The organism is Gallalistipes aquisgranensis, from assembly GCF_014982715.1.
Lineage (GTDB): Bacteria > Bacteroidota > Bacteroidia > Bacteroidales > Rikenellaceae > Gallalistipes > Gallalistipes aquisgranensis.
The window spans coordinates 1,213,713-1,239,369 of the sequence record NZ_JADCJY010000001.1 but is presented as its reverse complement, the minus strand read 5'-3'; the positions used below and the strand labels follow the sequence as shown (position 1 = coordinate 1,239,369).

At 55.7% G+C, this 25,657-nt stretch carries 17 protein-coding genes and 1 tRNA gene; 10 read left to right on the top strand and 8 right to left on the bottom strand.

Annotation, left to right across the window (positions count from 1 at the left end; translation table 11 throughout):
• Window positions 1–2 precede the first annotated feature (2 nt).
• Window positions 3–557 (bottom strand): RNA polymerase sigma-70 factor, encoded by a 555-nt coding sequence (locus INF32_RS04850; protein WP_226387274.1) that lies wholly within the window; start codon window positions 555–557, stop codon window positions 3–5.
• A 185-nt stretch (window positions 558–742) separates the two neighbouring features.
• Here INF32_RS04850 and INF32_RS04845 point away from each other — a divergent pair, with 185 nt between their 5' ends.
• From INF32_RS04845 to INF32_RS04800, 10 genes are all read left to right on the top strand, one after another.
• On the top strand, window positions 743–1,909 hold the full coding sequence (locus INF32_RS04845; protein ID WP_226387273.1) for a FecR family protein: 1,167 nt from the start codon (window positions 743–745) through the stop codon (window positions 1,907–1,909).
• A 44-nt stretch (window positions 1,910–1,953) separates the two neighbouring features.
• Window positions 1,954–5,499, top strand: a complete 3,546-nt coding sequence (locus tag INF32_RS04840; protein ID WP_226387272.1) for a glycosyl hydrolase 2 galactose-binding domain-containing protein — start codon at window positions 1,954–1,956, stop codon at window positions 5,497–5,499.
• Between the two features lie 43 nt (window positions 5,500–5,542).
• Window positions 5,543–9,019, top strand: coding sequence for a SusC/RagA family TonB-linked outer membrane protein (locus INF32_RS04835; RefSeq protein ID WP_226387271.1), 3,477 nt, complete (start codon window positions 5,543–5,545; stop codon window positions 9,017–9,019).
• Between the two features lie 12 nt (window positions 9,020–9,031).
• Window positions 9,032–10,864, top strand: coding sequence for a RagB/SusD family nutrient uptake outer membrane protein (locus tag INF32_RS04830; RefSeq protein WP_226387270.1), 1,833 nt, complete (start codon window positions 9,032–9,034; stop codon window positions 10,862–10,864).
• Between the two features lie 75 nt (window positions 10,865–10,939).
• Window positions 10,940–12,790, top strand: a complete 1,851-nt coding sequence (locus INF32_RS04825; protein ID WP_226387269.1) for a heparinase II/III domain-containing protein — start codon at window positions 10,940–10,942, stop codon at window positions 12,788–12,790.
• 10 nt (window positions 12,791–12,800) lie between these two features.
• A complete protein-coding gene (locus INF32_RS04820; protein WP_226387268.1) occupies window positions 12,801–15,425 on the top strand; it encodes a fibronectin type III domain-containing protein in 2,625 nt (874 codons plus the stop codon).
• Window positions 15,426–15,430: 5 nt separating this feature from the next.
• On the top strand, window positions 15,431–16,564 hold the full coding sequence (locus INF32_RS04815; protein ID WP_226387267.1) for an alginate lyase family protein: 1,134 nt from the start codon (window positions 15,431–15,433) through the stop codon (window positions 16,562–16,564).
• Window positions 16,565–16,572: 8 nt separating this feature from the next.
• Window positions 16,573–18,186: a hypothetical protein gene (locus INF32_RS04810; protein WP_226387266.1), complete on the top strand. Its 1,614-nt coding sequence runs from the start codon at window positions 16,573–16,575 to the stop codon at window positions 18,184–18,186.
• 35 nt (window positions 18,187–18,221) lie between these two features.
• Complete coding sequence (locus INF32_RS04805) at window positions 18,222–19,316, top strand: amidohydrolase family protein (protein ID WP_226387265.1); 1,095 nt, start codon at window positions 18,222–18,224, stop codon at window positions 19,314–19,316.
• Window positions 19,317–19,324: 8 nt separating this feature from the next.
• Entirely contained in the window at window positions 19,325–19,756 is a 432-nt protein-coding gene (locus INF32_RS04800) for a GNAT family N-acetyltransferase (RefSeq protein WP_226387264.1), read from the top strand.
• A gap of 273 nt (window positions 19,757–20,029) precedes the next feature.
• Here INF32_RS04800 and INF32_RS04795 read toward each other — a convergent pair.
• The 7 genes from INF32_RS04795 to INF32_RS04765 all read right to left on the bottom strand — a co-directional run bounded on the left by INF32_RS04795 (window position 20,030) and on the right by INF32_RS04765 (window position 25,633).
• Window positions 20,030–20,104 (bottom strand) — tRNA-Pro (locus tag INF32_RS04795).
• A gap of 57 nt (window positions 20,105–20,161) precedes the next feature.
• Window positions 20,162–21,097 (bottom strand): RluA family pseudouridine synthase, encoded by a 936-nt coding sequence (locus INF32_RS04790; protein ID WP_226387263.1) that lies wholly within the window; start codon window positions 21,095–21,097, stop codon window positions 20,162–20,164.
• A 761-nt stretch (window positions 21,098–21,858) separates the two neighbouring features.
• Window positions 21,859–22,080: a tautomerase family protein gene (locus INF32_RS04785; protein ID WP_226387262.1), complete on the bottom strand. Its 222-nt coding sequence runs from the start codon at window positions 22,078–22,080 to the stop codon at window positions 21,859–21,861.
• Window positions 22,081–22,093: 13 nt separating this feature from the next.
• Window positions 22,094–22,912: an aldo/keto reductase gene (locus INF32_RS04780; RefSeq protein WP_226387261.1), complete on the bottom strand. Its 819-nt coding sequence runs from the start codon at window positions 22,910–22,912 to the stop codon at window positions 22,094–22,096.
• Between the two features lie 8 nt (window positions 22,913–22,920).
• Window positions 22,921–23,997: an alpha/beta hydrolase gene (locus tag INF32_RS04775; protein ID WP_226387260.1), complete on the bottom strand. Its 1,077-nt coding sequence runs from the start codon at window positions 23,995–23,997 to the stop codon at window positions 22,921–22,923.
• A 21-nt stretch (window positions 23,998–24,018) separates the two neighbouring features.
• A complete protein-coding gene (locus tag INF32_RS04770) occupies window positions 24,019–24,633 on the bottom strand; it encodes a flavodoxin family protein (RefSeq protein WP_226387259.1) in 615 nt (204 codons plus the stop codon).
• Between the two features lie 13 nt (window positions 24,634–24,646).
• Window positions 24,647–25,633, bottom strand: coding sequence for an aldo/keto reductase (locus INF32_RS04765; RefSeq protein WP_226387258.1), 987 nt, complete (start codon window positions 25,631–25,633; stop codon window positions 24,647–24,649).
• Window positions 25,634–25,657: the final 24 nt, after the last annotated feature.

Below are 25,657 nucleotides of genomic sequence, written 5' to 3'. Positions count from 1 at the left end.
AGTTAAAAAAACGGTTTTAATGCATCGTGCAGTTTACGCATGGCGATCACCATTTGGTTTTTTACGGTGCTGTGAGAAATCCCGAGCGCCGCGGCGATCTCCAGGTAGGAAAGCCCGTTCTGCCGGTTCAGTAGGAATATTTTTCTGCACTGTTCGGGAAGCGATTCCACAGCTTCCCTGAAGCGGGCCTGCAACTCTTCGGAGTAGAGCCGGTCGAACACGGGGTCGGCTTCGTCGAGCCCCATGATTTCGATACGGCAGAGCGTATCTTCTATATTGATGTTTCGGTCGGCGTATTTTCCCTCGCGCAGCGTGTCCAGACACTGGTTGCGTGTCATGCGGATCAGGTAGGCCTTCAGGCTCGTGTTGATCTCGATCCGCTGCCGGTTTCTCCATAATTTGAGAAACACTTCCTGTACGATGTCCCGGGCCATTTCCCTATGGTGTACGATTCCCAGCGCATAGGCATACAGCAATCTGTAATGCGAATGAAAGATCGCATCGAACGAGTCGTCGCATATAGCTATGGAAAACGGTACGGCAGAGGTTTCGTTCATCGGTTCGGGTTGAGAAGCGGTCCTGTCGTGGGATTCGCCTACACAAATATAAATAATAAAATAGTACAAATATCATATTTCTTTCCTTCTTAATGAAAATTTCACTCTCCTTTAGACCGCTACTCCGCTTCCTGCGTCATACTATCGAACGAACGTAAAAAACGACAATTCTTTTCCGCAAACCTATGTCCGGAACTTTTTCCATACCTATTGATATAGACGATCTGATCGTACGCTTTTTCTGTCGGGAAACCGTGCCGGACGAGAACCGTTTTCTGCTGGAATGGATACGGCGTTCGGATGAGAACCGTACTTATTTTATCGGTCTGAGGAACGTCCATCTGGCTTCGCTTACCCTTTGCCGGGATACACGTCTGTCTGCGGAGATGCAGTGGAGTCTGTTCCTGCGGCGGCGGGTGGTTCCCCGATCCGGGGTGCTTCATAAACGCCGGTTTTCGGTTTCTCTGTTGCGTTATGCCGCCGTGATCGTCGTTGCGGCTTTCGGTTGCGGGGTATTGCTTTATAAGTTCCGGGGAACTTTTCCTGAATCGGTTTCCTCCGCCGGAGGAAGGGCGGACCGGATCGAATTTTCCGTGTCGTTCGGTTCGCGGGCTTCGACTTCGTTGCCGGACGGCAGCCGGATATGGGTCAATGCCGGCAGCCGGATCAGCTACGCTCCCGATTACAATGAAAAGGAGCGGGAGATACGGTTGGAGGGTGAGGCCTATTTCGATGTGACGACCGATCCCCGCAAACCTTTCGTCGTGAAGGTCCGGGATATTTCGATCGTAGCGACCGGAACGGCTTTCAACGTTTCGGCCTATGAGGAGGATAATTCCGTTACGACGACGCTCGTGCACGGTTCCGTCACGATCAACGGCGATCATATTCCGGAACCGATACGGGTCGCTCCGAACCAGACGGTCGAGTACTTCAGCGGGGAAGATGCCCGGGCCAAGATGGCCCGGTCGCTGGAGGAGTCGAGCCTGACTCCGGTTGCACGGAATATATCGGTGATCGCACGCGTGCCTGCCGTGAAGGTGGAGAACAATCCCGAGATATACACTTCGTGGAAAGAGGACCGTTGGGTGATCGAGGGAGAGCGGTTGGAGTCGCTGATGCACAAGATCGAACGTCGCTACAACGTTTCCGTCTATTTTACGGGGGAGGAGATCAAAGACTACCGTTTCAACGGCTCTTTCGAGGGGGAAACGATCGACGAAGTGATGAAGATCATACACCGGGCCATGCCCGTCGACTATAAGATAGACAAGGGCACCGTACTGCTCTTTTCCGACAAGAATCTTCAGAAAACCTTTAACAGTGCGGCGATACGAAACGGCCGGCCCTGACTCCTGCGATGAAACCTGCGAATGAACCCCAAACCCGATAGGCGATGATTCCGAACTTTTACCGAATTTCTGTCCCTGTTTTGATTTTCTGCACGATGCTCTGCGGAACGGCCCGGCCGGCCGTGGAAAATCTGGCGTTGAACCGTCCCGTTTCCGTCTCCTCCACCGATCATGCTCCCGCACAGGGAGAGTTTGCCGTGGACGGAGAGACGCAGACAGGCTGGCGGGCCCGTTTTTTCGTCGATTATGACAAAGGTACGATGCCTGTCCGAACATTGCCCCAGTGGATTGCGGTCGATTTGCAGGCGAAATGCTCTCTCTCTTCGGTACGGATTTTCTGCGAGGCGGATGCGTCTACACCCGTTTACGTGGAGGACCGGCGTTTTACGTTGGGACATGAAGTTTATTCGAGTTATCCTGTCCGTTACCGGATCGAAGGATCGGATACGGGGGAGAAGTGGACCGTGCTGGCCCGGGTTTCCGATGGCAGGGGCGGATGGATGGAGACGGCGCTTCCTGCGGGAAGCTGGCGGTTCGTCCGTGTGCTGATCGAGGAAGTCTCTTCGAATCTGCCCGTGGGGATCAATGAGCTCGAGATATACGGCACATGCGGAGTACAACGGCCATCTACGAACGGGTGGAAAGAACGCCGCAAACCCAAAACGGCGTTTGCCAGGGAATTACGCCTCCGGTCGTCCTCGGTGCTGCCCGTTACGGAGGGATGGGAGATGACCTGCGAGGGATGGAACGGGGCCGATGAAGGGGAGAAAATATCCCGGCCGGGATTTCCGACCGCTTCGTGGTACGACGCCACGGTGCCGGGAACGGTGGTGGCCACTCTGGTGGAACAGGAGGTGTTTCCCGATCCTGTGGCGGGGCTCAACAATCTGAAGATACCCGAGGTACTCTGTCGTCGGAACTGGTGGTACCGCAGGGCGTTCCGTTTGCCTGAAGGCTTCGATGTACGTGGGCGCCGTGTACTGCTCGAAGCCGACAAGGTAAATCACCATGCCGATTTCTGGGTGAACGGACACCGGGTGGGAGAGATCGACCGTTGTTTCGTGCAGGGAGCGTTCGACGTGACCCGTTATCTCGACCCGGAAGGAGAGAACGTGGTTGCCGTGCGGATATGCCCGATGGAGAAGGTCGGTGTCCCGGGCGACAAAGGTGCCGCCGGCAATGCCTGGGTCAATTCCCGTGTGATCAGCCGTTCTTCGCCTACCTATATCTGTTCTTCAGGCTGGGATTGGATGCCAGCCATGCGGGACAGGGGGATCGGCATTCTCGAGGAAGTCAGGTTGAGAACCGTGGGTGACGTTACGATCGAGCACCCCCATGTGCAGACCGATCTGGATCTGCCCGACACCACCCGTGCTTTCGTATGGTTGAACGTACCCGTGAGGAACGGGTCCGGCAGCGGCCGGCAGGTGACCGTACGGGCCGCTTTCGACCGGGTGGCGGTCGAGCGGACGGTGACGGTCGCTCCGGGAGAGACGCTCGAGGTAAAATTCGGTCCGGATACCCATAAGCAGCTGAAGATGAGTCGGCCGAAGCTGTGGTGGCCGAACGGCTACGGACCCCAGAACCTTTATGATCTGACTGTGACCGCATCGGTGGACGGAAAGACCAGCGACACCTACCGATGCCGTTTCGGCGTGCGGAAGATTACCTATAATACCCCCCTGAGCAAGGAACGGCGGGGCTCTTACCGGATCGAACGTACCGAAGCCCGGTATGTCCGGATTCTGATGGAGGAGTCGTGCGTTGACCGGTTCGGGATGTTCGACCTTTCGGTTTATGACAGCCGGGATGTGGAAAACGATTTGGCCGCATGGAAAAAAACGGAGGTCTCCTCCGTCCGTGCCCCGAAATATCCTGCTTCGAATCTGACTGATGTGCGGGGTGTCTCGAAATGGTTCTCTGCGGGAGACCGTGACGAATGGGCTTTGGTCGATCTGGGCGAGCGGAGAAGTTTCGACTGGGTGATTGCCGGTTGGGATTCGGACGGCCTGGCGGCCCGGTACAAAATACAGGTTTCGGACGACAAGCGTTCGTGGCGGACCGTCAGGGAGTGTACGGAGTCTCCGACACCCCATCTGGTGGTGTCGGTCAACGGCGTGCGGATTTTCTGCAAGGGAGGTAACTGGGGACTGGAGGAGCTGGCCTTGCGGATGCCGCGCGAACGGATGGAGACGGCTCTGCGTTTTCACCGCGATTCGAAGATGAATATGATCCGTGCATGGATGGGTAATTTTCTGAATCCCGATTTTTTCGACTGCTGCGATGAATACGGAGTGCTGGTCTTTTCCGATCTGTGGGGCGGACATCCCGACGACAAGGTGCGCTATTGTGAGATCGTCCGTGAGAATATCCTTCGTTTCCGCAACCATCCTTCGATCGCCCTGTGGTGCGCCAGTAACGAGACCTATCCGGCGATCGTGATCGACCGGAGTATCCGGAAGGCCGTGCGGGAATGCGACAGCACGAGGCTGTATATGTCCCATTCGGCGGACGATATCGTATGGGGCGGGGAAGGACCTTATTTCTGGCTGCCACCCGAGGAGTATTACAGAATGGCGCACGGTTTCAAGTCGGAGATCGGTTTGCCTACGGTGCCCGTCTACGAGACGATGCTCCGTATGTGCGGACAGGATCAGGCGTGGCCTATCGGCGAGACCTGGTACTATCATGATTACAGTGCCAAAAGCGGACAGGCGATCAGCCGTTACATCGATGCGTTCACTTCGAGACTGGGGCCTGTCGCCTCGATGGAGGATTATTGCCTCAAGGCCCAGTTCATCAACTACGACAATATCCGGGCCATGTTCGAGGCGTGGAACCATAAACTCTGGAAGGACTGTTCCGGCGTATTGCTGTGGATGACCCACCCGGCATGGTATTCGACCGTGTGGCAGACTTACGATTACGATTTCGAGGTGAACGGGACCTGGGCCGGAGCCAAGAAGGGATGTGAAAGCCACCATGTACAGGCTTCGCTCCCCGACTGGAAGGTGGATGCCGTCAATCACACGGCGAGACCTCTGAAAGGGGTGACCGTAACCGCTGCGGTCTATGACGTGAGCGGGAAACAATACGGAAAAACGCAGCGTATGACGCTGGATATACCCGCGTCGGATATGGTCCCCGCTTTTGCGGTCGATTTCGCTCCCGGGCTGCCTCCTCTGCACTTCGTCCGTCTCGAGATGCGCGGGCGGCGCGGGGAGCTTCTTTCGGAAAATTTCTACTGGCGGTACGACAAACCGGAAGACATGCGTCTGCTCAACGAGATCGGCGATGCGCGTATCGAGGCCGTGGCCGACCGGTACGAACGCGACGGCCGGAGTTATTGGCGGGTGGAGCTGACCAACCGGGGACGTGTCGTCGGAGCGATGATCCGTCTCTCCCTGCGGGACGCCGGTACGGACGAACGTATTTTACCCGCACTCTATACCGACAACTATTTCTGGATGTTGCCGGGCGAACGGAAAACCGTGCTGATCGACTGCGACTCGTCGGATGCGGGGGGGCGCCTGCCGGCGGTCTGTGTCTCAGGCTACAACCTTCCTGCGTTTCGGGCGGAAACGAGATAGAACCTAACCACAATACTTAATTCCTGATTTAAAAACCTTGCTTATGAAAAAATTTGGTCATTCGGCCATCCTGTCCCGGCATCTGATGCCGTTGGCGGGACTGTTGCTGCTCCTTTTGCCGTTGGGAGCCGGTGCACAGGATGCGAAAGTCTCCCTGTCCGTCAGGAACGGCACAGTCAAAGAGGTCCTCAAAAAGATCGAGTCCGCCTCCTCCTATCGTTTCTTTTACAGCGACGATCTCTCTTTCTTCAACACGAGGGTGAGTGCCGAATATGCGGACGCCTCCGTGAAGACGATTCTGGAAAAACTGCTCAAAGGCAGTAATCTCACCTATAAGGTGATGGAGAATGATGCCATCGTTATCACTCCTTTCAACGTGAAGGATGCCTCTTCGGTGAGCGGTACGGTGACGGACGAGGCGGGAAAACCGCTGGCGGGTGTGACCGTCGTGGTGAAAGGGACCCAGTCGGGAACCACGACGGATGCCGGCGGTCACTATTCGATCAGGGTCTCTTTGGTGAAAAGCCCTGTGCTTGTGTTCTCCTTTATCGGATGTATACCTGTCGAGAAACAGGTGGCCGGAGGAACTTCGGTCAATGTTTCGATGCAGGGTGACGTACAGAAAATGGAGGATGTGGTGGTGATCGGTTACGGAACGGTGAAAAAGAAAGACCTCACCGGCTCGGTTTCCTCCATCAGCGGCAAAGAATTGGTGAAGGTGCCCGTGGCTACGGCTGCCGAGGCCATTGCCGGCCGGCTGGCCGGCGTGCAGGTTACGACGACCGAGGGAAATCCCGATGCCGATATCCAGATACGGGTCCGGGGCGGCGGTTCCATCTCACAGGACAATTCACCGCTCTATATCGTGGACGGCTTCCCGAGCGATGACGGCCTTACTTCCGTAAATCCCGCGGACATCGAGTCGATCGACGTCCTGAAGGACGCTTCCTCGACGGCTATATACGGGGCACGGGGTGCCAACGGCGTCATCGTGATCACGACCAAGAAAGGGTCTGTCGGCAAATCGAAAGTTTCGTACGACGGTTATGTGGGGTTCAAGAAACTGAACCGTTTTCTGGATGTGCTGAGCCCCTACGAATATGTCATGGCCCAGTACGAAATAGCGAATATGCCCGATGCAGCCGCTTCCGCTGCGGAAAATTTCACGAAACGCTACGGACCTTTCGAGGAGCTCGGAATCTACAAGAACCGGTCGGGTGTCGATTGGCAGCGAGAGGTGTTCGGACGCAATGCCTTGACGCACAATCATAACATCTCGATCAGCGGCGGTACGCAGAATTCGAAGTACATGGTCAAATACGGACATTATTCGGAAGAGGGCGTGATGATCGCGTCGAGTGCCAAGAGGGATTATATCAAGATCAGCTTCGACCAAAAGGTTTCCGACCGGTTGAGGCTTTCCGTTAACGGAAACTATACCTCGCGGGAGGTGCTGGGCAGTTCCGTGTCCGGTTCGCTCGACAATGCCATGCTCGGCAACACGATCAGCTACCGGCCCGTGCTCGGTCCCAACGATAACGATGACGCGCTCATCAGCGAGACGGAGGATGATTCGGGCGGGGATTTCCTTACCAATCCCATCGTGAGAGCGGAGGCCCAGTACAAGAAAAAGACCTACCGGACTGCATTTTTCAACGGAAGTCTGGAGTATAAGATTCTGAAAGACCTCACGTTTTCCGTCACGGGAGGTATGTCTGCGGGAAACAACCGGGTGGAAGAGTTCTTCGACGAGAGGCTGCACGATGTACGTGTGGAGAAAGGCGGCCCGTACGGCACCATCGAACCGACCGAGACGATGAAACTGACCGAATCGGCTTATCTGACCTATGCGACGACATTCAACAAGATACACAGTTTTTCGATGATGGTCGGACAGGAGATCGTCACCTATAAAAGCAAATACCTGCTGGCCGGAGCCATGCAGTTCCCGAATTCGGATATCGGTTTGGCCGATCTGGGACAGGGCGCTATCGCGTCGAAGCCCAGTTCCAAAATCAGCGAGGAGCGGCTGTCCTCTTTCTTCGGCCGGGTTATGTACGGTTTCCGGGATAAGTATCTGTTTACCGCCAATCTCCGTGCGGACGGTTCGTCGAAGTTCGCCAAAGAGAACCATTGGGGATATTTCCCTTCGGTTTCCGCTGCATGGCGCATCATGGAGGAGCCGTGGGTGAAACGGCTGAATGTCTTCTCGAATCTGAAACTGAGGGCCAGCTACGGTCTCTCGGGGAATAACCGGATCGGCAACAACCTGTTTGCTTCCACCTTCTCGACCACCGGATATGCGGCCGATGCCGGTTCCGTCAGCACGGGCGTGCAGCCTACGACCATCGCGTCTCCCTCTCTGAAATGGGAGACGACCAAAGCGTTCGATATAGGAGCCGATCTGGGTTTCCTCGGCGGAAAGATCAATGTGGTGTTCGACTACTATTACAATAAGACCGAAGATCTGTTGCTCAAGGCAAGAATTCCTGGAACTTCAGGCTATACGACCCAGTACAAGAATGTGGGAAGCACGCGCAACAAAGGATATGAAATCACGATCAATTCGATGAACATCAATCATAAGAAGTTCCAGTGGACGACCGATTTCAACATCTCGTTCAACCGTGGAAAAATCCTGGGGCTGAACCGGGACGAACTGGGAGCCCAGCAATCGTATCTGGAGAATTCCGGTTGGGCCAAAACCATCTACGATTATATCGTGCAGGTGGGGCAGCCTGTGGGCATGATTTACGGTTATATCACGGACGGATTCTATACGGCAGCCGATTTCGAAAGTTACGACGCTTCGACCAATACATGGAAACTCAAAGACGGAGTCCCCTATATCAAGGGCGATACGAAAATCACTCCGGGCGACATCAAGTTCAAGTGGATCGGCGGACAGAAGGATGAGCGGGGAAACCCGGTTATCACTCCCGACAATGACCGTACGATTATCGGTAATACCAATCCGAAATTCATCGGCGGCCTGAACAACACCTTCTCGTTCCATAACTTCGACCTGGGTATATTCCTGAACTTCAGCTATGGAAACAAAGTGCTCAATGCCAATAAGCTGGCCTATACCAATACGTACAGCTCCTATCGGAATTTCCTGGGTGTGATGCGCGACCGTTTCCGTCTGATCAACGACGAGGGTGTGTTCGTGACCGATCTCAACGAACTGGCCGAACTCAACAAGGATGCGAAGATATGGCGGGTGAAATCGGGCGAACTGCCGCGTTTCGCCCACTCCTGGGCTGTGGAAGACGCTTCGTTCCTGCGGATCAACAACATTACTTTGGGTTATACGGTACCTCAGAAGATCGCCAAGAAATGCCGGCTGCAAAATCTGCGTATCTATGCGACCGCTTATAACATCTATACCTGGACCAATTACTCGGGTTTCGATCCGGAAGTAAGTTCCCTGCGCAGTAACCCGCTGACTCCCGGAGTGGACTACTCGGCCTATCCGAAGAGTTTCTCCATGATTTTCGGTATCAATATCACTTTCTAATCGGAACGACCCATGAAAACTCGAAATTTGTTTGTTAAGATAAAAGCCGGATTGTTTTCCGTCCTCCTTGTCGCTTCGTTGACTTCCTGCGACGATTTCCTGACGGTACCTTCGGAATCGAATTACGATTCGGAGAACCTTTTCCAGACGGTGGTTCAAGCCCGTATGGCCGCCTACGGAGCCTATGTGGTAATGGCGCATCCCATGTATGGCCGCAAAGTGGTGACGATGACCACGACGGACTGCGACATCATGAGGACTTCGGGGGGCTGGGAGACTGTCGGACGGCGGAATTTTTCCCGTTATTCCTCGACGCCCGCCAGCGTCGACACCGAGTTGAACAGTCTGTGGAACAAATGGTATTCCTGTATCGAGCGGTGCAATATCTGCATCGAACGGGTTCCTCAGATGGCTCTTTACTCCGGAGGCACGGCACAGGAACAGGCCGAACTCAAACGTATCCATGGAGAGATGCTGGCACTGCGTGCTTTGTGTTATCTCGATCTGATCGTCCGCTGGGGGGATGTTCCCGCCCGGTTCACTCCCTCGAAGGCCGGTGAGGTGTTCTACGTGGACCGCACTTCCCGGGATGTGATTTACGACCAAATTATCAGCGATCTGAAAACGGCGGTCGAACTGACTCCCTGGCGTAAGGAGGTCGCTGCCCAGGCGCGTTTCACCAAAGGGGCTGTGAAGGGTCTGCTGGCTCGGGTGTGCCTGCATGCGGCCGGGTACTCGCTGCGCTGGGATCTGGCTACCGGAGGCAACATGGGAATGCGCAAACGTCCCGATGCGGCGAAGATAGAGGAATATTACGAACTGGCCCGCCAGCAGTGCGCCGACGTCATCGACGACCCCAATGCGAATCACCGGCTGAATCCCGTCTACCAGAATATCTGGAAAAACGTGTGTGCACAGAAGTTCGACACGGAGTTCGGTGAGAGCATGTTCGAGATCGGAATGTACAATCCCGAAGTGGGGGAAAGTTCCTACAACGGTCAGATAGGCAATAAGATCGGTGCTAACTGCAACAAGGAGTCGAAATACGGGATGACCGGTACGGAGGTGCGTCTGACCGCTCCGTATATCCTTTCCTTCAAGGAGCACGACACGCGGTTTGAAACGGTCGTGGCGGATATGGAAGTGGACAAGAACAGCAAGGGAATCATCACGAACCGACTCTGGGAGTACAATCCCGGCAAGTGGCGGGCGTGGTGGTGTCCGACCTACATGAACGACTATACCAACATCAACTGGATCTACATGCGTTATGCCGATGTGCTGCTGATGTTCGCCGAAGCGGAGAACTATATCCATCACGGCCCCACGGATGCGGCGATCAAGGCGTTGAAGGAGGTGCGCAAACGCGCCTATAAGGGAAACGAGGAGGAGATAGAGAACGAGGAGTACGGCGATATGAGCGAAGAACAATTCCTTGATGTACTGATTCAGGAGCGGGCCTGGGAACTGGGGGCCGAAGCGCTCCGCAAGTTCGACCTGATTCGCTGGAACAAACTCGGCGAAATGATTCAGAAAACGAAGGATGCCCAGATTGCGATTGCGTCCAACACGGCCGACTATCCCAAGTTCTGTTATTACAAACCGTGCGACGATCCCACGAAAGGGTATCCGGAGAAGGCGTACAGCAATATCGACAAAGACCCCGCTTATCCCACGGCGGAAGGTTGGGTGCAGACCAATTACACCAACAAAATGAGCAGCAATGCCGATATTATGACCACCTATGCCCGCGATTTTCAGGCGAACAAGACGGAACTCTATCCGATTCCTCAGTCCATCTGCGACGATAATCCGAAACTGAGCCAGCATCCCAGCTATAAGTAATTCAATTCTGCCGGGGGAAGGGGCCCGATTCGTATTCGGCGGGTCCGTTCCCCCGGTTTGGTAAAAGCCCGATGTATGAAAAAAGTATTGATATTTTTGTTTGCGGTCGTATTGTCGCTGTCAGCCTGCCGGGCGGAGCGTCGTCCTTTGACTCTGACGATCGGCGGCGAAAAGGGAACGTTGGCGGAGGGACATCCGCGTCTGATTCTGACCGACGGCCGTATGGAGGAGCTGCGTCACCGGTATGAAACCGACACCCTGTTGCAGCGTTACGTGAGGGACGTGCTGAAAGCGACGGACGATACGATTCTGGGAAAGAAGCCTCTCGAGCGTATCATGACTACGCGCGACATGCTTCGCGTGAGCCGGAATGCCTTGACCCGGGTCTATAATCTGGCTTTTGCATGGCGTTGGACGGGCGATGAAAAGTATGCCGAAGCGGCCAAAACGAATCTGTTGGCCGTATGCGGTTTCGTCGATTGGGACCCGCATCACTTTCTCGATGTGGCCGAAATGACCCATGCCGTAGCCATCGGTTACGACTGGCTTTATGACTGGCTGGATGACGGCACGAAAGAGGTGCTGCGTACTTCCATCATTGAAAAAGGGTTGGAAGAGGGTCTTAAGGTTTATCATTCGAAGGGCGGATTCGACAAACGGGTCAATAACTGGAATCAGGTGTGCAACAACGGATTGATTATCGGTGCGTTGTCCGTGGCAGACACAGATCCTGACTATGCCCGTCAGATTATTCCGCTGGCGCTGGAGTCGATGCCCCGGGCGATGGTGGCGTTCGATCCGGACGGGGTCTGCGTGGAGGGACCTTCCTACTGGCATTATGCCGTACGCTATTGCGCTTACGGCTTTGCCTCCATGCGCTCGGCTTTGGGGACCGATTTCGGTATGAGCGAACGGTTCGAGGGGTTTCGTAAGACCGGTTATTTTCCGATCACGATGACCGGGCCCGCCGGATACATGCTTGCGTTCAGCGACTGTCACATGAAGGTGCGGCGTTCCTATCTGCCGCCTATGTTCTGGCTGGCCGAGCGGTATGGAAATCCCGATTTTTCGGAGTCGGAACACGACCTGTTGCAGAATATGCCGGCGCAGGTGTTCCATGTGATGTATTATACGCCCCGGGTGGAGGGCTGGCGGGTGAAATCTCCGCTGGACAGATACCTGCGGAGCAAGGTGGAGGTGGCCTGTATGCGCAGCGGTTGGAACCGGGATGCCCTGTTCGTGGGAATGAAGGCCGGGACGACCGGTGTGAGCCATGTGCATCTGGATATGGGTAATTTCGAACTGGATGCGCTGGGTGAGCGGTGGTTGCTCGACCTGGGGTCCGACAAATACGAACTGCCCGGATTTTTCGATTTCAAAAAACAGCGCTGGGATTACTACCGCTGCGTGACGCGCAGCCATAACCTCCCTGTGTTCAACGGCAAGGAGCAATGTCTGGATTCGAAGGCGAATTTCAGCAGGGTGTCTCTCGACACGGATGCGCCTTTCGTGGTGATGAATCTGAGCGATGCTTATCGGGATCAGTGTTCCTTCGTTTCGCGGGGTATCCGTATGGTCGGGGGAAGAAAGGCCGTACTCGTACAGGACGAATTCGCAATGAAGGCTCCCGGACGGGTGAATTGGGGAGTGATGACGGATGCCGGGCTGGAAGTGGAAGGAGCTACGGCCCGATTTTCGCTCGGCGGCAGGAAGATGACCGCCCGGATACTTTCGCCTGCGGGGGCGGCGTTCGTCGTGGAGTCGGCCCGTCAGGAGCCGCCCCAGGCCGAAAATATCGGAATCAACCGTTTGGCGATTCGTCTGGAAGGACAAACGGAGCAGCGGATTTGTGTCCTTTTCTCTCCTGCGTGGGAGGAGGGCGAAGTGACGGCGGCCGATATCGTTCCGCTTTCGGACTGGAAATAGAAACTGCGCGATGGGAAAAAGGGAGCATAAGACAGGGCTGGCATGCATGTTTACGTGTGTGCTTTTCCTGTCGGGTCTCCTCGCACATGCATCCGGAAACGAGGCTCCGGTGCGTAATGCCGCAGGAGTTTATGAGATCGCGGACGGCAGGCAGCTGGTCTATCTGAGCCGGCATTTCGGCTCGGCGGAGTGTCCTGCCGACGGACATTATGCGCTGACGGCCGACATCGACCTTTCCGGAACTGAGAATTTCACCCCGATACGGGGCAATTTTCTCGGTCGGTTCGACGGACGGTTTCATGCGATCCGTAATCTGACGATCCTGCAGCCGGATATGGCGACAGTGGGACTGTTCGGCAATGTGGGGAATGCCGTCACGCAGGCTGTGGTGGAGAATCTGGCGCTTGTGGATGTTTACGTGTTGGGCCGCAATACGGTAGGGGCGATCGCCGGAGCGCTTTACGGCACGGTTCGGAATTGTTACGTCAGCGGGGAGGTGCATGCCTTGATGCATTGCGCGGGCGGAATCGTGGGGCGCCTTCCCGAGATCGCCGGACAGCGTGTGACGCCTCTGATGCGAGACTGTTTCTCTTCGGCCGCCGTGATCTGTGAGGGGGAGGCCGACAGTCAGGGCGGACTGAGCGGTCGGTTGCTCTCAGACAACGGAGTGATCGAGCGCTGCATAAGTTCGGGCGAGGTGGTCGGGCGGAACAAAACGGGAGGTTTGGTGGGGCAGGTGTCCCGGACGGGACATGTGCGCTGTTGTATGGCCGTCAACCGTTCTTTGGAGGCCGCTCCGGACAGCCGGTCGGTCGGCGGAGCCGTGGGACAGGCCGAACCCGGTGCGGAAATTTGTCGGACGGCCGTTTGGGAGGCTTCCGGACCCCGTGGAAAAACGGTGTCCGACGGAGCGACGGCCGTTTCGTCCGCCTCTTTTGCCGAACGGGGATTTTATGAAAATTTCGGTTGGCATTTCGGCGGTCTGTGGAGTTGGCGGGAAACCGCTTTCGGGAAGGGGTATCCGGTACTGGCCGGGTTTGCCCGGTTTCCCTTTGGTTACGATTTTTCATGGGGCGAGCCGCAGATTCCCGTGCATGTACGGACACGATCGGATACTTCCTGCGTTACCTTGCGGCTGGAATCCGGTTCTGAGGAGTCGGGTATCGCCTATTGCGTGATGCGGGCCGACCGGGGGCTTCCTGCCCTGGCGGTGTGGAGTGCGGAACCGGAAGCGCGTTTCGACGGACTGGAACCGGCTACGGCCTATCCGTTCTGCTATAAGGTGAAGGACCGGACCGGACGTGAGAGCCGTTGGTATCGGATTACGGTCAATACCCGTTACCGGGTATCGACCGACAAGACACCCCGAAACGTGGCGGCTGTAACCACTTCCGACCCTTCCGTGTCGCTTTCGTTCGGTTGGACGACGTACGATACAACGCTTACAGCGAGTACTGTATGGATCGTTCCGGAGCGGGATTCCGTCCGTTTGCCGGATTGTCTTCAACGGCGGGGAACGGGTCGTACGGAAGCCGTCAGGGGAACGGTCAACAAACGGTTGTACGACGGTGCCCGGACCTTTCACCGGGCGACGGTCGGAGGATTGGTCCCCGGTACCCGTTATCTGTATCGGGTGGGTGATGCCGAGAGTGGGATCGTGAGTCCGGTTCACAGTGTTACGACGGCTCCGGCCTCCCGGGAGGAGGGATTCGGGTTCGTTTACGTAGCCGATCTGCAGGTGGATAATCCGTTGTCTGTACAGGCGGTCCGTCGTACGTACGGAAACATTCTGGAACGGATGCCGGAGCCTGCGTTTCTCTATCTGGCCGGCGATATGACGGAAAACGGATACAACTACACCCAGTGGGACCGTTTTTTCGAGGCGGGGGATACCTTGCTGAGGAATTGTTTTGTGGTGCCCGTGCAGGGAAACCATGACAGCGACGGTGACCTGGCCAACCATTTTCCTGCGGTTTCGTCCGTAGAGGGCATGCCGTTCGTCTATTCGTTCGATTACGGTTGTGTCCATTTCATCGTACTCAACACGCAATATTGGGAGGGGACGTGCCTTGACCGTCAGATTGCATGGATGGAGCGCGATTTGGCGGAAAAACGCAGGAGATGGAACATCGTTCTGCTGCATAAAGCGCTCTATGCGGCCACAGATCACGTGGATGACGAGGATATCGACTTTTTGCGTGGAAAACTGGCTCCCCGGTTCGAAGAGTGGGGAATTGATGCCGTGCTGATGGGGCATGATCACAGCTTTACCCGCAGTTTCGTGCGGAACGGGCGTAATGCCCGGGTTCCCTTTTTGGGGGAGAATGGCCGCCAGGTATTCCGGTCGCCTTCCGCTCCTCTCTATGTCGTGAACGGTACGGGAGGCATTTCGAAATGGTACCATAAGATCCTGTACGATGCTTCGGCGCTGACGCGCGTTTCATCCGGTTATGAATTCGCGGACAAGACTTCGGCCGGTTACGACCGCTCGTTGCGCGAACAGAGTTTTACGCTGGTAGATGTCACCCCGCGGGCGCTTACGCTCGAAACGTGGTCATTCCGGTGCGATGGGAACGATCCGGAGCGCTACGTGGTAGCTCCCTATTTGTTCGATTCGATCCAAATTGTAAAATGAAGAAAATGATGGAAAGAAAAATGTGGCCCGTATGGGTCGGAATATTTCTGCTGTTCGCATGCGGGAACCGTACCGCCGCGGACGGCGAGACGGGAAACGGACGCTGGCCGTTGCCCGATCCTCCGGCGGAAATCTCCGGAATATGGAGCTCCCGTGCCGAACTCGCCCTCTTGCCGATGACCGGTCCCGGGTGGCGCGAAGTGTTGATGGATGCATCGAAAGATACTTCGCATCCGGACGTGGGCAATCAGGACGACAATACGAACTGCTACGTTCTGGCAGCCGCCATCGTTTCGGAGCGCCTGGCCGCTGCCGGTAGTTCGGACGAGGCTGCGGCATACCGGAAAAAGGTGGTGGATGCCGTCGAGAGGATCGTGCGGGACGGACAGCCCGAGGGGTCACGTACGTTGGCCTGGGGGCGCGAGATCGGTGCGTATGCCATGGCTGCCGATCTGGTCGGATACCGGACGGAGGCTTTCGAACGTTATCTGAAAGAGGTTGCCGACGGATGGATATGTTCGGCCCGTCACCAGACCCTGCACGAGATGACCCTTACGCGTCCCAACAACTGGGGATCGATGGGGTTGGGAACGATGTGTGCTATTTATGCCTATTTGGGAGATCGGAATGCTTTGCGCACTATCCGCGACATCTGGATGACGACGCTCAACGGGCCCAGTGCGGAGGGATTCAAATACGGGGACGATCTCTCCTGGCAGGCCGATCCCTCCCGCCCGATGATTATCAATCCGGCGGGGACCGCTAAGGAGGGCCTTTCGCTCGACGGACTGCAACCCGAGGAGATGCGTCGGGGGGCTCCTTTCTCCGCCCGGGATATTGCCGCCACGGGATATCCGTTCGAGGCTCTCCAGGGGTGGATCATGGCGGCCCGTATTCTGGAACGTCAGGGGATGCCGATCTGGGAGGAGGGCGACCGGGCGCTCTATCGTGCGGTCTACGCCTTACAGGTCTACCTGACGGAACGTTGCGGCCCCTCTTGGGCGTTTGCCGGCGACGATCTCTGGATTCTGGAGTTCGTGGATCGGGCTTACGGTTCCGACTTCGCAAAAAATCAGAATGTGTGGGGGCACGGCAAGAATGCCGGATATCCTTATGTGGCTCAGTTCTCGCAAAAATGACCGGCAAGATGAAAATGAATCGGATACGGACGATAAGCGGCGGATGGTTGCTCCTGCCTGTGATTCTGCTTGCGGCATGCGGAGATGCGCCCCGGCGGGAGACGATCGAACGGGCCATCGTCAACGGACGGCTTGCCGGCGAGGCATTCGCTCGCAGCCACCGTTTCGTGGAGGGGTGGCTGGCGGTGGCCGATACGGTAACGGGGCTGATACCGAAAAATTTGCAGGGAGACTATTTCTGGAATGCACAGGATGCTGCGGCAGACAACTATCCTTTCATGGTGATTACCTCTTTTTTTACGGACGAAGGGCTTTTCCGGGGCAGGATGCTCGATATGCTGCGGACGGAGACGGAACTGACTTCCTGCTTGGGCGCCTGTCCTGCAACCTATGACCTGCGGACCCACCGTCTGCAAAACAATCCGGTCGATACGGGAAATGTGATTTTCGGTTCAGCGGAGTACATGAAGGACGGACTGCTGCCGATCACCGAATTGCTGGGAGTTTCACCCTGGTCGGAACGGATGATCTCCATTCTGGACAGCCTGCACGGGTTGGTGGAGATCGTGACGGAGATACGAGGTGACTATTTCGGCAATTCGCAGGTGATCGAGGTGAACGGTGACTTGTTGCAGGTACTTTCCCGGCTCTATTGGATGACGGGTCGGGAAGAGTATCTCGAATGGGCGATCCGTATAGGGGACTATTATCTGTTGGGGGATCGTCATCCAGCCGATTCCGAGCGGTTGAGACTGCGTGACCACGGTTGCGAGATCATGCTGGGGCTGTGTGAACTGTATGCGACGGTGCATTATGCCCGGCCGCAGAAACAGGAGCAGTACCGCGGGCCGCTGCACCGTCTGCTCGACAGGGTGTTGGAGGTGGGCCGTAACGGGCACGGGCTCTTTTACGATGAGGTGAACCCTTCGACCGGGGAGATTTTGGAAACACGGCTGGCCGATACTTGGGGCTATACGCTGGACGGCTATTACATCGTCTACCAGCTGGACGGAGTCGAGGCCTATCGGGATGCCGTGCTGAAAGTATTTTCCAATCTGAACGCCCACTATCGCAGCCATAATTGGGAGAACAACATGGACGGATATGCCGATGCGATCGAAAGCGCCCTGAATCTTTACAACCGGGAACGTTCGCAGGAGGCCGCCGACTGGATCGACAGCGAAATTAATGTCATGTACTCTTTCCAGCGTCCGGACGGAATATTGGAAGGGTGGCACGGCGATGGGAATTTCGCCCGGACAGCCGTGATGTATGCCTTGTGGAAAACCCGGGGAACACGTCTGGCACCTTGGCGGGAGGATGTGCAGTGGGGAGCGGCCGATGAGGAGGGAAAGACTGTGCTTGTGCTGACGGCAGGGATGCCGTGGAGAGGAAAGCTGTTTTTCGATGCACCCCGATACCGGGAGAATCTGCATCTGCCGGCCGACTGGCCTCGTATCAATCAGTTTCCTCAATGGTTTACGGTAGAGCGGGACCGGGAGTATGCGCTCTGTGTGGACGGCGTGAGAAAACATTGCCGCGGCGAAGAACTGATCGACGGGATCGACATCGTGTTGGAATCCGGGCAAAGAGCCGTTGTGACGGTGTCGGCGTGCGACTGATCTGAAAAGTGAATCCGAATAAAATGAGAAAATATATGGACGATAATGTTTCGTGCGGTCTGTCCGCGCCCGAAGGGGCGGGCGGAGCCGATTTGAAATTGGTGGACTGGCGTCCGGTGAGCCAGCTGAAAGTGAAGGAGACGAAGGTGATGAAACCCCGTTTCCCTGTGATCGACATGCACAATCATCTGGGACGGCTCGTTGATATGGGAAAATATCTGGATGAGATGGATGAAGCCGGAGTATGGCGTTGTGTCAGTCTGGACGGTCATTCGAAGGATGATTTTTACAGGAAACATCTGGAGGTATCCCGGGGCTGTTCGCCGGAGCGGTTTACGGTTTTCTTTCATCCGGACTTTCTTCGGATTGACGAACCCGACTTCGGCCATAGGGAGGCGGCCCGGCTGGAGGAAGCTGTCGGTTCAGGATGCAGAGGGGTAAAAGTGTTCAAGCAACTGGGGCTCGAATATCGGGATGCATCGGGGGCTTTGATCGCCATCGACGATCCGCGTCTCGATCCTATCTGGACCAAGTGCGGGGAGTTGGGAATCCCCGTATTGATTCATACGGGTGATCCGGAGGCTTTTTTCACACCGGTAGATCGCTACAATGAACGTTACGACGAACTGGCCGCCCATCCGGAGTGGAGTTTTGCCGACCGCAGACGTTTCCCTTCGAAGGAGGCATTGCTCGGTCAGCGCAACAGGATGATCGCCCGTCATCCGGAGACAACCTATATCTGTCCCCACATGGCCAATCTGCCCGAAGATCTCGGTCGGGTAGGCATGTGGCTCGACACCTATTCGAATATCGTGGTGGACATCAGCGCCCGCATCAGCGAGTTGGGACGACAGCCTTATACAGCCCGGAAGTTCCTTATCCGTTATCAGGACCGTATTCTGTTCGGCACCGACACGGAACCCAATGCGGAGGCATACAGAGTCTATTACAGATTTCTGGAAACGGACGATGAGTACATAGATCCGGGAGCCGGACATCACATGCAGGGGCGCTGGGCTATCTATGGTATATCCCTGCCGGACGACGTATTGCGAAAGCTTTATCACGGCAATGCCTTGCGGATTCTGGATGCATGTGAGGAGAAGAGGGGCAAATCGTTATCTTTGTAGAAAAAAAGATGAAAGTAGAGGAACTGACGGTATACGAGGAAGAGGTTTTCCAGGCTGTGAAACGCATGTTACCCCAGTTGACGGGACGGGAGGCCGGGTTCGGCCGTGAAGAATTCGGTGAGTTGCTGGCCTCCGACCGCTCTCATTTGCTGGTGTTGAGGGAAGATGACGGCCGGGTGGCCGGTATGTTGGTCGTGGCCCTCTATCCCACGCTCTCGGGCGGGTTGAAGGCGTGGATCGAGGATGTGGTGGTGGATGAAGCCTGCCGGGGAAAGGGATACGGAAAAGAGCTGGTGACATTCGCGATCGGATTCGCACGGCGGCTCGGGGTACAGAGCATTTCGCTCTCTTCCGCTCCCGTACGGGTGGCCGCCAACCGGCTGTACCGGTCGATGGGTTTCGTGCAGAGGGAGACCAATGTCTATTTGCTGAAACTCTGACACGGACCGGGAACGGCTGCGGATACCCCGAATCGGACGGAACAGTTGGACCCATGCCTTTTCTGCCGGGTGCTTGTATCGGGACGGAATAGGGACGGTTGATTCTGCATGTGGGCTTTGTATACAGCTGGTGGATCGGCCGAGCTGTCCGTGGGGCGAAGGAAAATTCGGCAAGGCGGGCGAACGGATGCCGGAGACTTCGGAGGCGATTGCGGAAATAAAAGAAACCACCCTGATAAAGGGTGGTTTTCTGTCCGAATGAACTTTCATTCGTCGGGGTACCGGGATTCGAACCCGGGACCTCCAACTCCCGAAGCTGGCGCGCTAACCGGGCTGCGCTACACCCCGAATCGTTGTCCCTTTCGGATTTTCGGGTGCAAAGATAAGTAAAAAAAATTCATTCACCTAATGTTTTTTCGGGGAAATGGAAATCTTTTGTCCGTTTTCCCCGACCAGTGCTTCGAAAAGACGTGGTGTGCCGGTGGAGAAGTTCAACATACGGCCCGTGACGGGATGTTCGAAACAGAGCGAGCTGGCGTGGAGACAGACCCGTCCGGCCTCAGAGGACGGAGCTCCGTATTTCCTGTCGCCGGCGATCGGATGTCCGATGTGTTCCATGTGGGCGCGGATCTGGTTTTTACGTCCGGTTTCCAGTTCGAGTTCCACGAGAGAGTAGCGGGGCCCCTGCTTCACGACCCGGTAGCGGGTGACCGCCGCGGTGCCTTCGCCGTCGGACGGCACGTACACCTTGAACCGGCTGTTTTCCCTGAGCGGAGCTTCGATACATCCTTCCTGTCCGGGCATTCGGCCCTCCGCAACGGCCATGTAGGTGCGTTTGCGGACGATGCGCTTCCAGTTTTTCTGAAGCGTTTCCTGAACCGCTTCGCTTTTGGCGAAGAGCATCAGTCCGGAAGTCTCGCGGTCGAGGCGGTGGACGATGAAGACCATGGCGCCGGGATCGTTCCGTTTCACATGGCAACTGAGGATATGGTAGGCCGTCCGTTCCTTTTCCCTGTCGGTGCCCATTGACAGGAGGCCCTGGCGTTTGTCGATGACGATCAGGTGCTCGTCTTCGAAGACGATACGCAGCATCGGGTGGGAGAGAGGGGCAAACCCCCGGCCGGAAAGGATATTGACTCGGTCGCCGGGCCGTAGCAGGGTGTCGTGACGGGTGGAGACCCGATCGTTGACCGATACCTGGCGGTGGGTCAGGAAGGATTTGACCGTGGTGCGGCTTCTGTCCGGCAGGATCGAAAGAAGAAAGGGTAGCAGGGTAGACGGGTTTTTTACGGTGTATTCTCTCGGATTTCCGGAAGCAGGTTTCTCGGAGGTTTTGCGCATAGATATAATTTCGGATTGGGAACTACGCCAAAGGTAAACAAATCCACCGGAATAACAGCGTCTGTCCGGGGAATGTGCGAAAGGTCCGCGGTATGGAATGATCTGCGGAAGTGGGGGAATATTTGACGGAGAACGAGAGAAAGAATGGCAATTGCATCTTCTTTTTCCGATAACCGCACACTCCGTTCCGAGTGGCTGACTGCCGCTCCGGTTGCTTGCAATTTATGTCTCGGAAGCGTTGCATGGTTTTAGTTTGGCCGGATAATTTCTATAAGCAAAGATAAAATTAATGTGCAAACTATATAACATCACTCTTGAAGATTTTTTCGACGGGATAAATTACCCGCCGAAACAGTAATCCTCTTTCTATTTGGACGAGTATAAGCGCAAAAATTCCGTGTCTGTCTTTCATTTGTGGCAATGGAGAGAAAAAAACAAAGATGCGACGTATTCTTAAAGGATAAAATTATACTGCGGGCTAAGGAACTGTGTAATATTTACGGGCACTCGCAGGAGAAATTGAAAGAGAGCACAGGTGTTGACGTGGCTAATCTCGAATCCGGTAGAAATTTCCCTTCGGTCACGACTATTGCGATTATTTGCAAATTCTACGGTATTACCCTTGCAGAGTTTTTCGATCCGCATAACTATCCTTCGAAACAATAAATATTTTTCTATTCGCCACATCAAGATATTCTCAACGAAGTGTACTCGTAACGTTTTTTTGGGGAACTCATCGTACCGAATCAACTCTTTTCCTGTCAACACCTTTTACTGCTTTTGTCGGCTTCCGGAATAATAATTTTCTCGTCCGGTAATTCGTGGATAAACTCGGTCCATTTTTCCATAGGCAAATCTTTCACGGAAACAGAGACCGTGAAGGAAGCGACACCCACCGATGCAGCCATTTCCTTCAATGCTCTTGCCAGCCGTTTCTTTTCCTCCGGCGTATATCCCGGCAAGGTGGTAATGGCGATGTGCATGGTGTAATCTTGTTTACCATCCGGCCAACGCTATTTTCCGCGTCGGTGCGGGAAACGCCTTGTCGATATCGCACAGGTCCTCTTCCGTCAGGATTATAGCGAGGCTGCGGGCGTTCTCCTCCACATGGGCGATGCTGCTTGCCTTGGGGATGGCGATGACGTTCTGTGTGCGCATCACCCATGCCAACATGATCTGTGTGGGCGTGGCATCGTGCCTGCGGGCTATCTCCACCAGCGTCTTGTGGTTGCGCAACCGTCCTTCACCGAGCGGCGTATAGGCCATCACGGGTATGCCGTGCCGTCCGCACCACGGGATAAGGTCGTACTCGATGCCCCTCTCGCGCAGGTTGTAGAGTACCTGATCGGCGGCACACTCCTTGCCGTGCGGCAGGGAAAGGATATGCTCCATGTCCGCCACGTCGAGGTTGCTCATGCCCCATTGCCGGATTTTCCCTTCCTGCTGCAACTCCGCCAAAGCACGGACGGTCTCGGAGAACGGGTAATGCCCGATCCAATGCAGCAGGTAAAGGTCGATGTATTCCGTGCCGAGCCGTTGCAGACTCCGTTCGCAGGCCCGTTTCGTGCCCTCGTAGCTGGCATTGCCCGGAAGAACTTTGCTGACTATGAAAGCCTTGTTACGGCACTCCCTTACGGCTTCGCCTACGAGCTCCTCCGTGCCGTACATCTCGGCAGTGTCTATCAATGTCAAACCTAAGTCGATACCCCGGCGCAGAGCTTGTATCTCCTCGCTGCGCCGGCGCCCCATTTGGTACGTCCCCTGTCCGAGCGGGCAGACCTGCCGCCCGTCGGGGAAAGTGATGTGTCTGTCCATCCTGCCTGTCACTTCAGATATTCCTTGTAGAATGCTTCGATGCGGTCGAACGGAATCTTGTCGAAGTTGTCGTAAAGGTCGGTATGGCAGGCACCGGGAACGATCAGCAACTCCTTGTTGCCGCCTTTCAGCTTCTTGAATGCGTCCTCGCCCATATAGCGCGAGTGGGCTTTCTCGCCGTGAACCACCAGCACTGCCGAACGGATCTCATCGCTGTATGCCAGGATGGGCGCATTGAGAAAAGCCAGATTCGAGGTCTTGTTCCAGCCGCCGTTGGAGTTGAGCGAACGCTTGTGGTAGCCGCGCTTCGTCTTGTAATAGGCGTGATAATCTTTCACGAACTGCGGCGCGTCGGCAGGCAACGGATCGACCACTCCTCCGGCAAGGGCATACGTCCCGTTCTTGTAATCTTCCGTGCGCTGTGCATTGAGCATCTGGCGCATCCCGTAACGGGTGTCCGCATTGTCCGCCGCATCGAAGTATCCGTTGGCGGTGCAACGGCTGATGTCGTACATCGTAGCGGCTACCGTCGCCTTGATACGGGTGTCGATGGCCGCCGCATTGATTGCCAAACCGCCCCAGCCGCAGATGCCGAGGATGCCGATCTGTTCCGGGTTCACATCGTCACGGGTGGAAAGGTAGTCCACCGCCGCCGAGAAGTCCTCGGTATTGATGTCGGGTGAAGCTACATAGCGGGGCTGACCACCGCTCTCGCCGGTAAACGAGGGGTCGAAGGCAATGGTGAGGAAACCGCGTTTTGCCAATTCCTGCGCATACAGTCCCGATGCCTGTTCCTTGACAGCCCCGAACGGGCCGCTGACGGCGATAGCGGGTAGCTTGCCCGTGGCATTCTTGGGCATATAGAGGTCGGCGGCAAGCGTGATGCCGTAGCGGTTATGGAACGTGATTTTGCTGTGGTTCACTTTGTCGCTCTGGGGGAACGTCTTGTCCCATTCCTGCGTAAGATTCAGTTTTTCTTCCATGATGCTGTTTGTATTAAGGCGATTTTCCTGTGCCGTGAGGCTGCCCATGCCGCAAAGGCAGGCGAACAAGGCCACGGCCGATGTCTTGAATGAATGTCTCATACTATTTCCAAATGTTGGAAGTTACCGGATAAAGTTCGTCATGATTCCCGGTTCCCTTTCGGGTATCGGCTCTCCGCCGTTTTTCAGGCTTTTCAGCACCCATGCCATGTTATTGCCCAAGGTGCGCATCGTCTGCAATCCCTCGGCGTCCTGCGAGGCTTCGCCCGGCAGACGGCCATGCACGCTGTTCCAGTACTGGGAACTTACGACGGGCATGTCGTTTATCGTGAAATACTTGTTCAGCCGGTCGAACGTGGCGCTTGCCCCTCCGCGCCGGCAGACGGCTACGGCAGCAGCCGGTTTGTAGCGCAGCAGCGACGACGCGGAATAGAACAGCCTGTCGAGCAGGGCGCAGAGTGAGCCGTTGGGGCCCGCATAATAGACGGGCGAACCGATGACGATGCCGTCTGCCGTTTCCAGTTTCTCACGGACCGTGGTGTACAGCACATCGCCGAACACGCATCTGCCCGATTCCGCACAACGGTAGCAGGCGATGCATCCCTGTACCGCTTTGGTGCCGATGGAGACGATCTCTGTTTCTATGCTATTCGCTTCAAGGGCTTTCGCCACTTCCGACAGGGCAATGTAAGTGTTTCCTTTGCCCCTCGGACTTCCGTTAATCAGTAATACTTTCATCGTTATTCTTTATTTAATACCAGTCATGTTTCTCATTTCGGTCGAGCGCGTCGATACGTGCCATTTCTTCCGGGGTCAGCTCGAAGTCGAACACGGAGATGTTCTCTTTCTGATGAGCAGGATTGCTTGACCCGGGGATGACCGCCACGCCGTGCTGCAAGTCCCAGCGCAAAATGATCTGTGCAGGGGATTTGCCGTGCGCCTCGGCTATTTCCTTGATAGTCTTGTTGCTGAATATCGCTTTCGTATAGCCGCGTCCGCCGAATGGATACCATCCCTCGATGACGATGCCGTTGCGGTGCATATATTCCCGGACCTCTTTCTCCTGATAATAAGGATGAATTTCGTTCTGCGTCATTACGGGCTTGATGCTCACTTTCGGCAGGAACTCCGTCATCTCCTTTATATAATAGTTGGACACGCCGAGCGAGCGAATCTTGCCTTCGGCCACGGCACGCTCCATCGCCTTGTAGGCTTCCACATCGTTGTCGCCCGGATGGTGCAGCAACATCAGGTCCACATAGCCGATATTGAGCCTTGAGAGGGATGCTTCGATGGCTTCTTCAGCACGACCGAACTCGTTGGGATAGAGTTTGGTGCAGATGAAAAACTCCTCGCGGGGCACGCCCGAGCGGCGGATGGCTTCACCCACTTCTTTCTCGTTACCGTAGAAAGTGGCGGTGTCGAACTTGCGGTAACCTAACTTTATGGCAGAGAGGATGGCGTCGATGCATTCGTTGCCGTGCAGGCTGTACGTTCCCAATCCGAGTACGGGCATGGTATATCCGCTGCTGAGCGTGATGACGGGCGGCTTCCCGCTTTCGCCTTTACTCAGGTCGAACATACCGTCATTGACTGTGACCGTAGCGTCCTTGTTTTCATCGTTGCCGCCGGTAGTCCCGTTTCCTGCCGTTGGCTGATGTGCTCTGTCCGTGCCGCAGGCGTTCGCCGAAAATGCCATGCAGCACAGCATCGTAAGGAACAATAACTTTCTTTCCATACGGATCGTTTTTGAAATGTTATC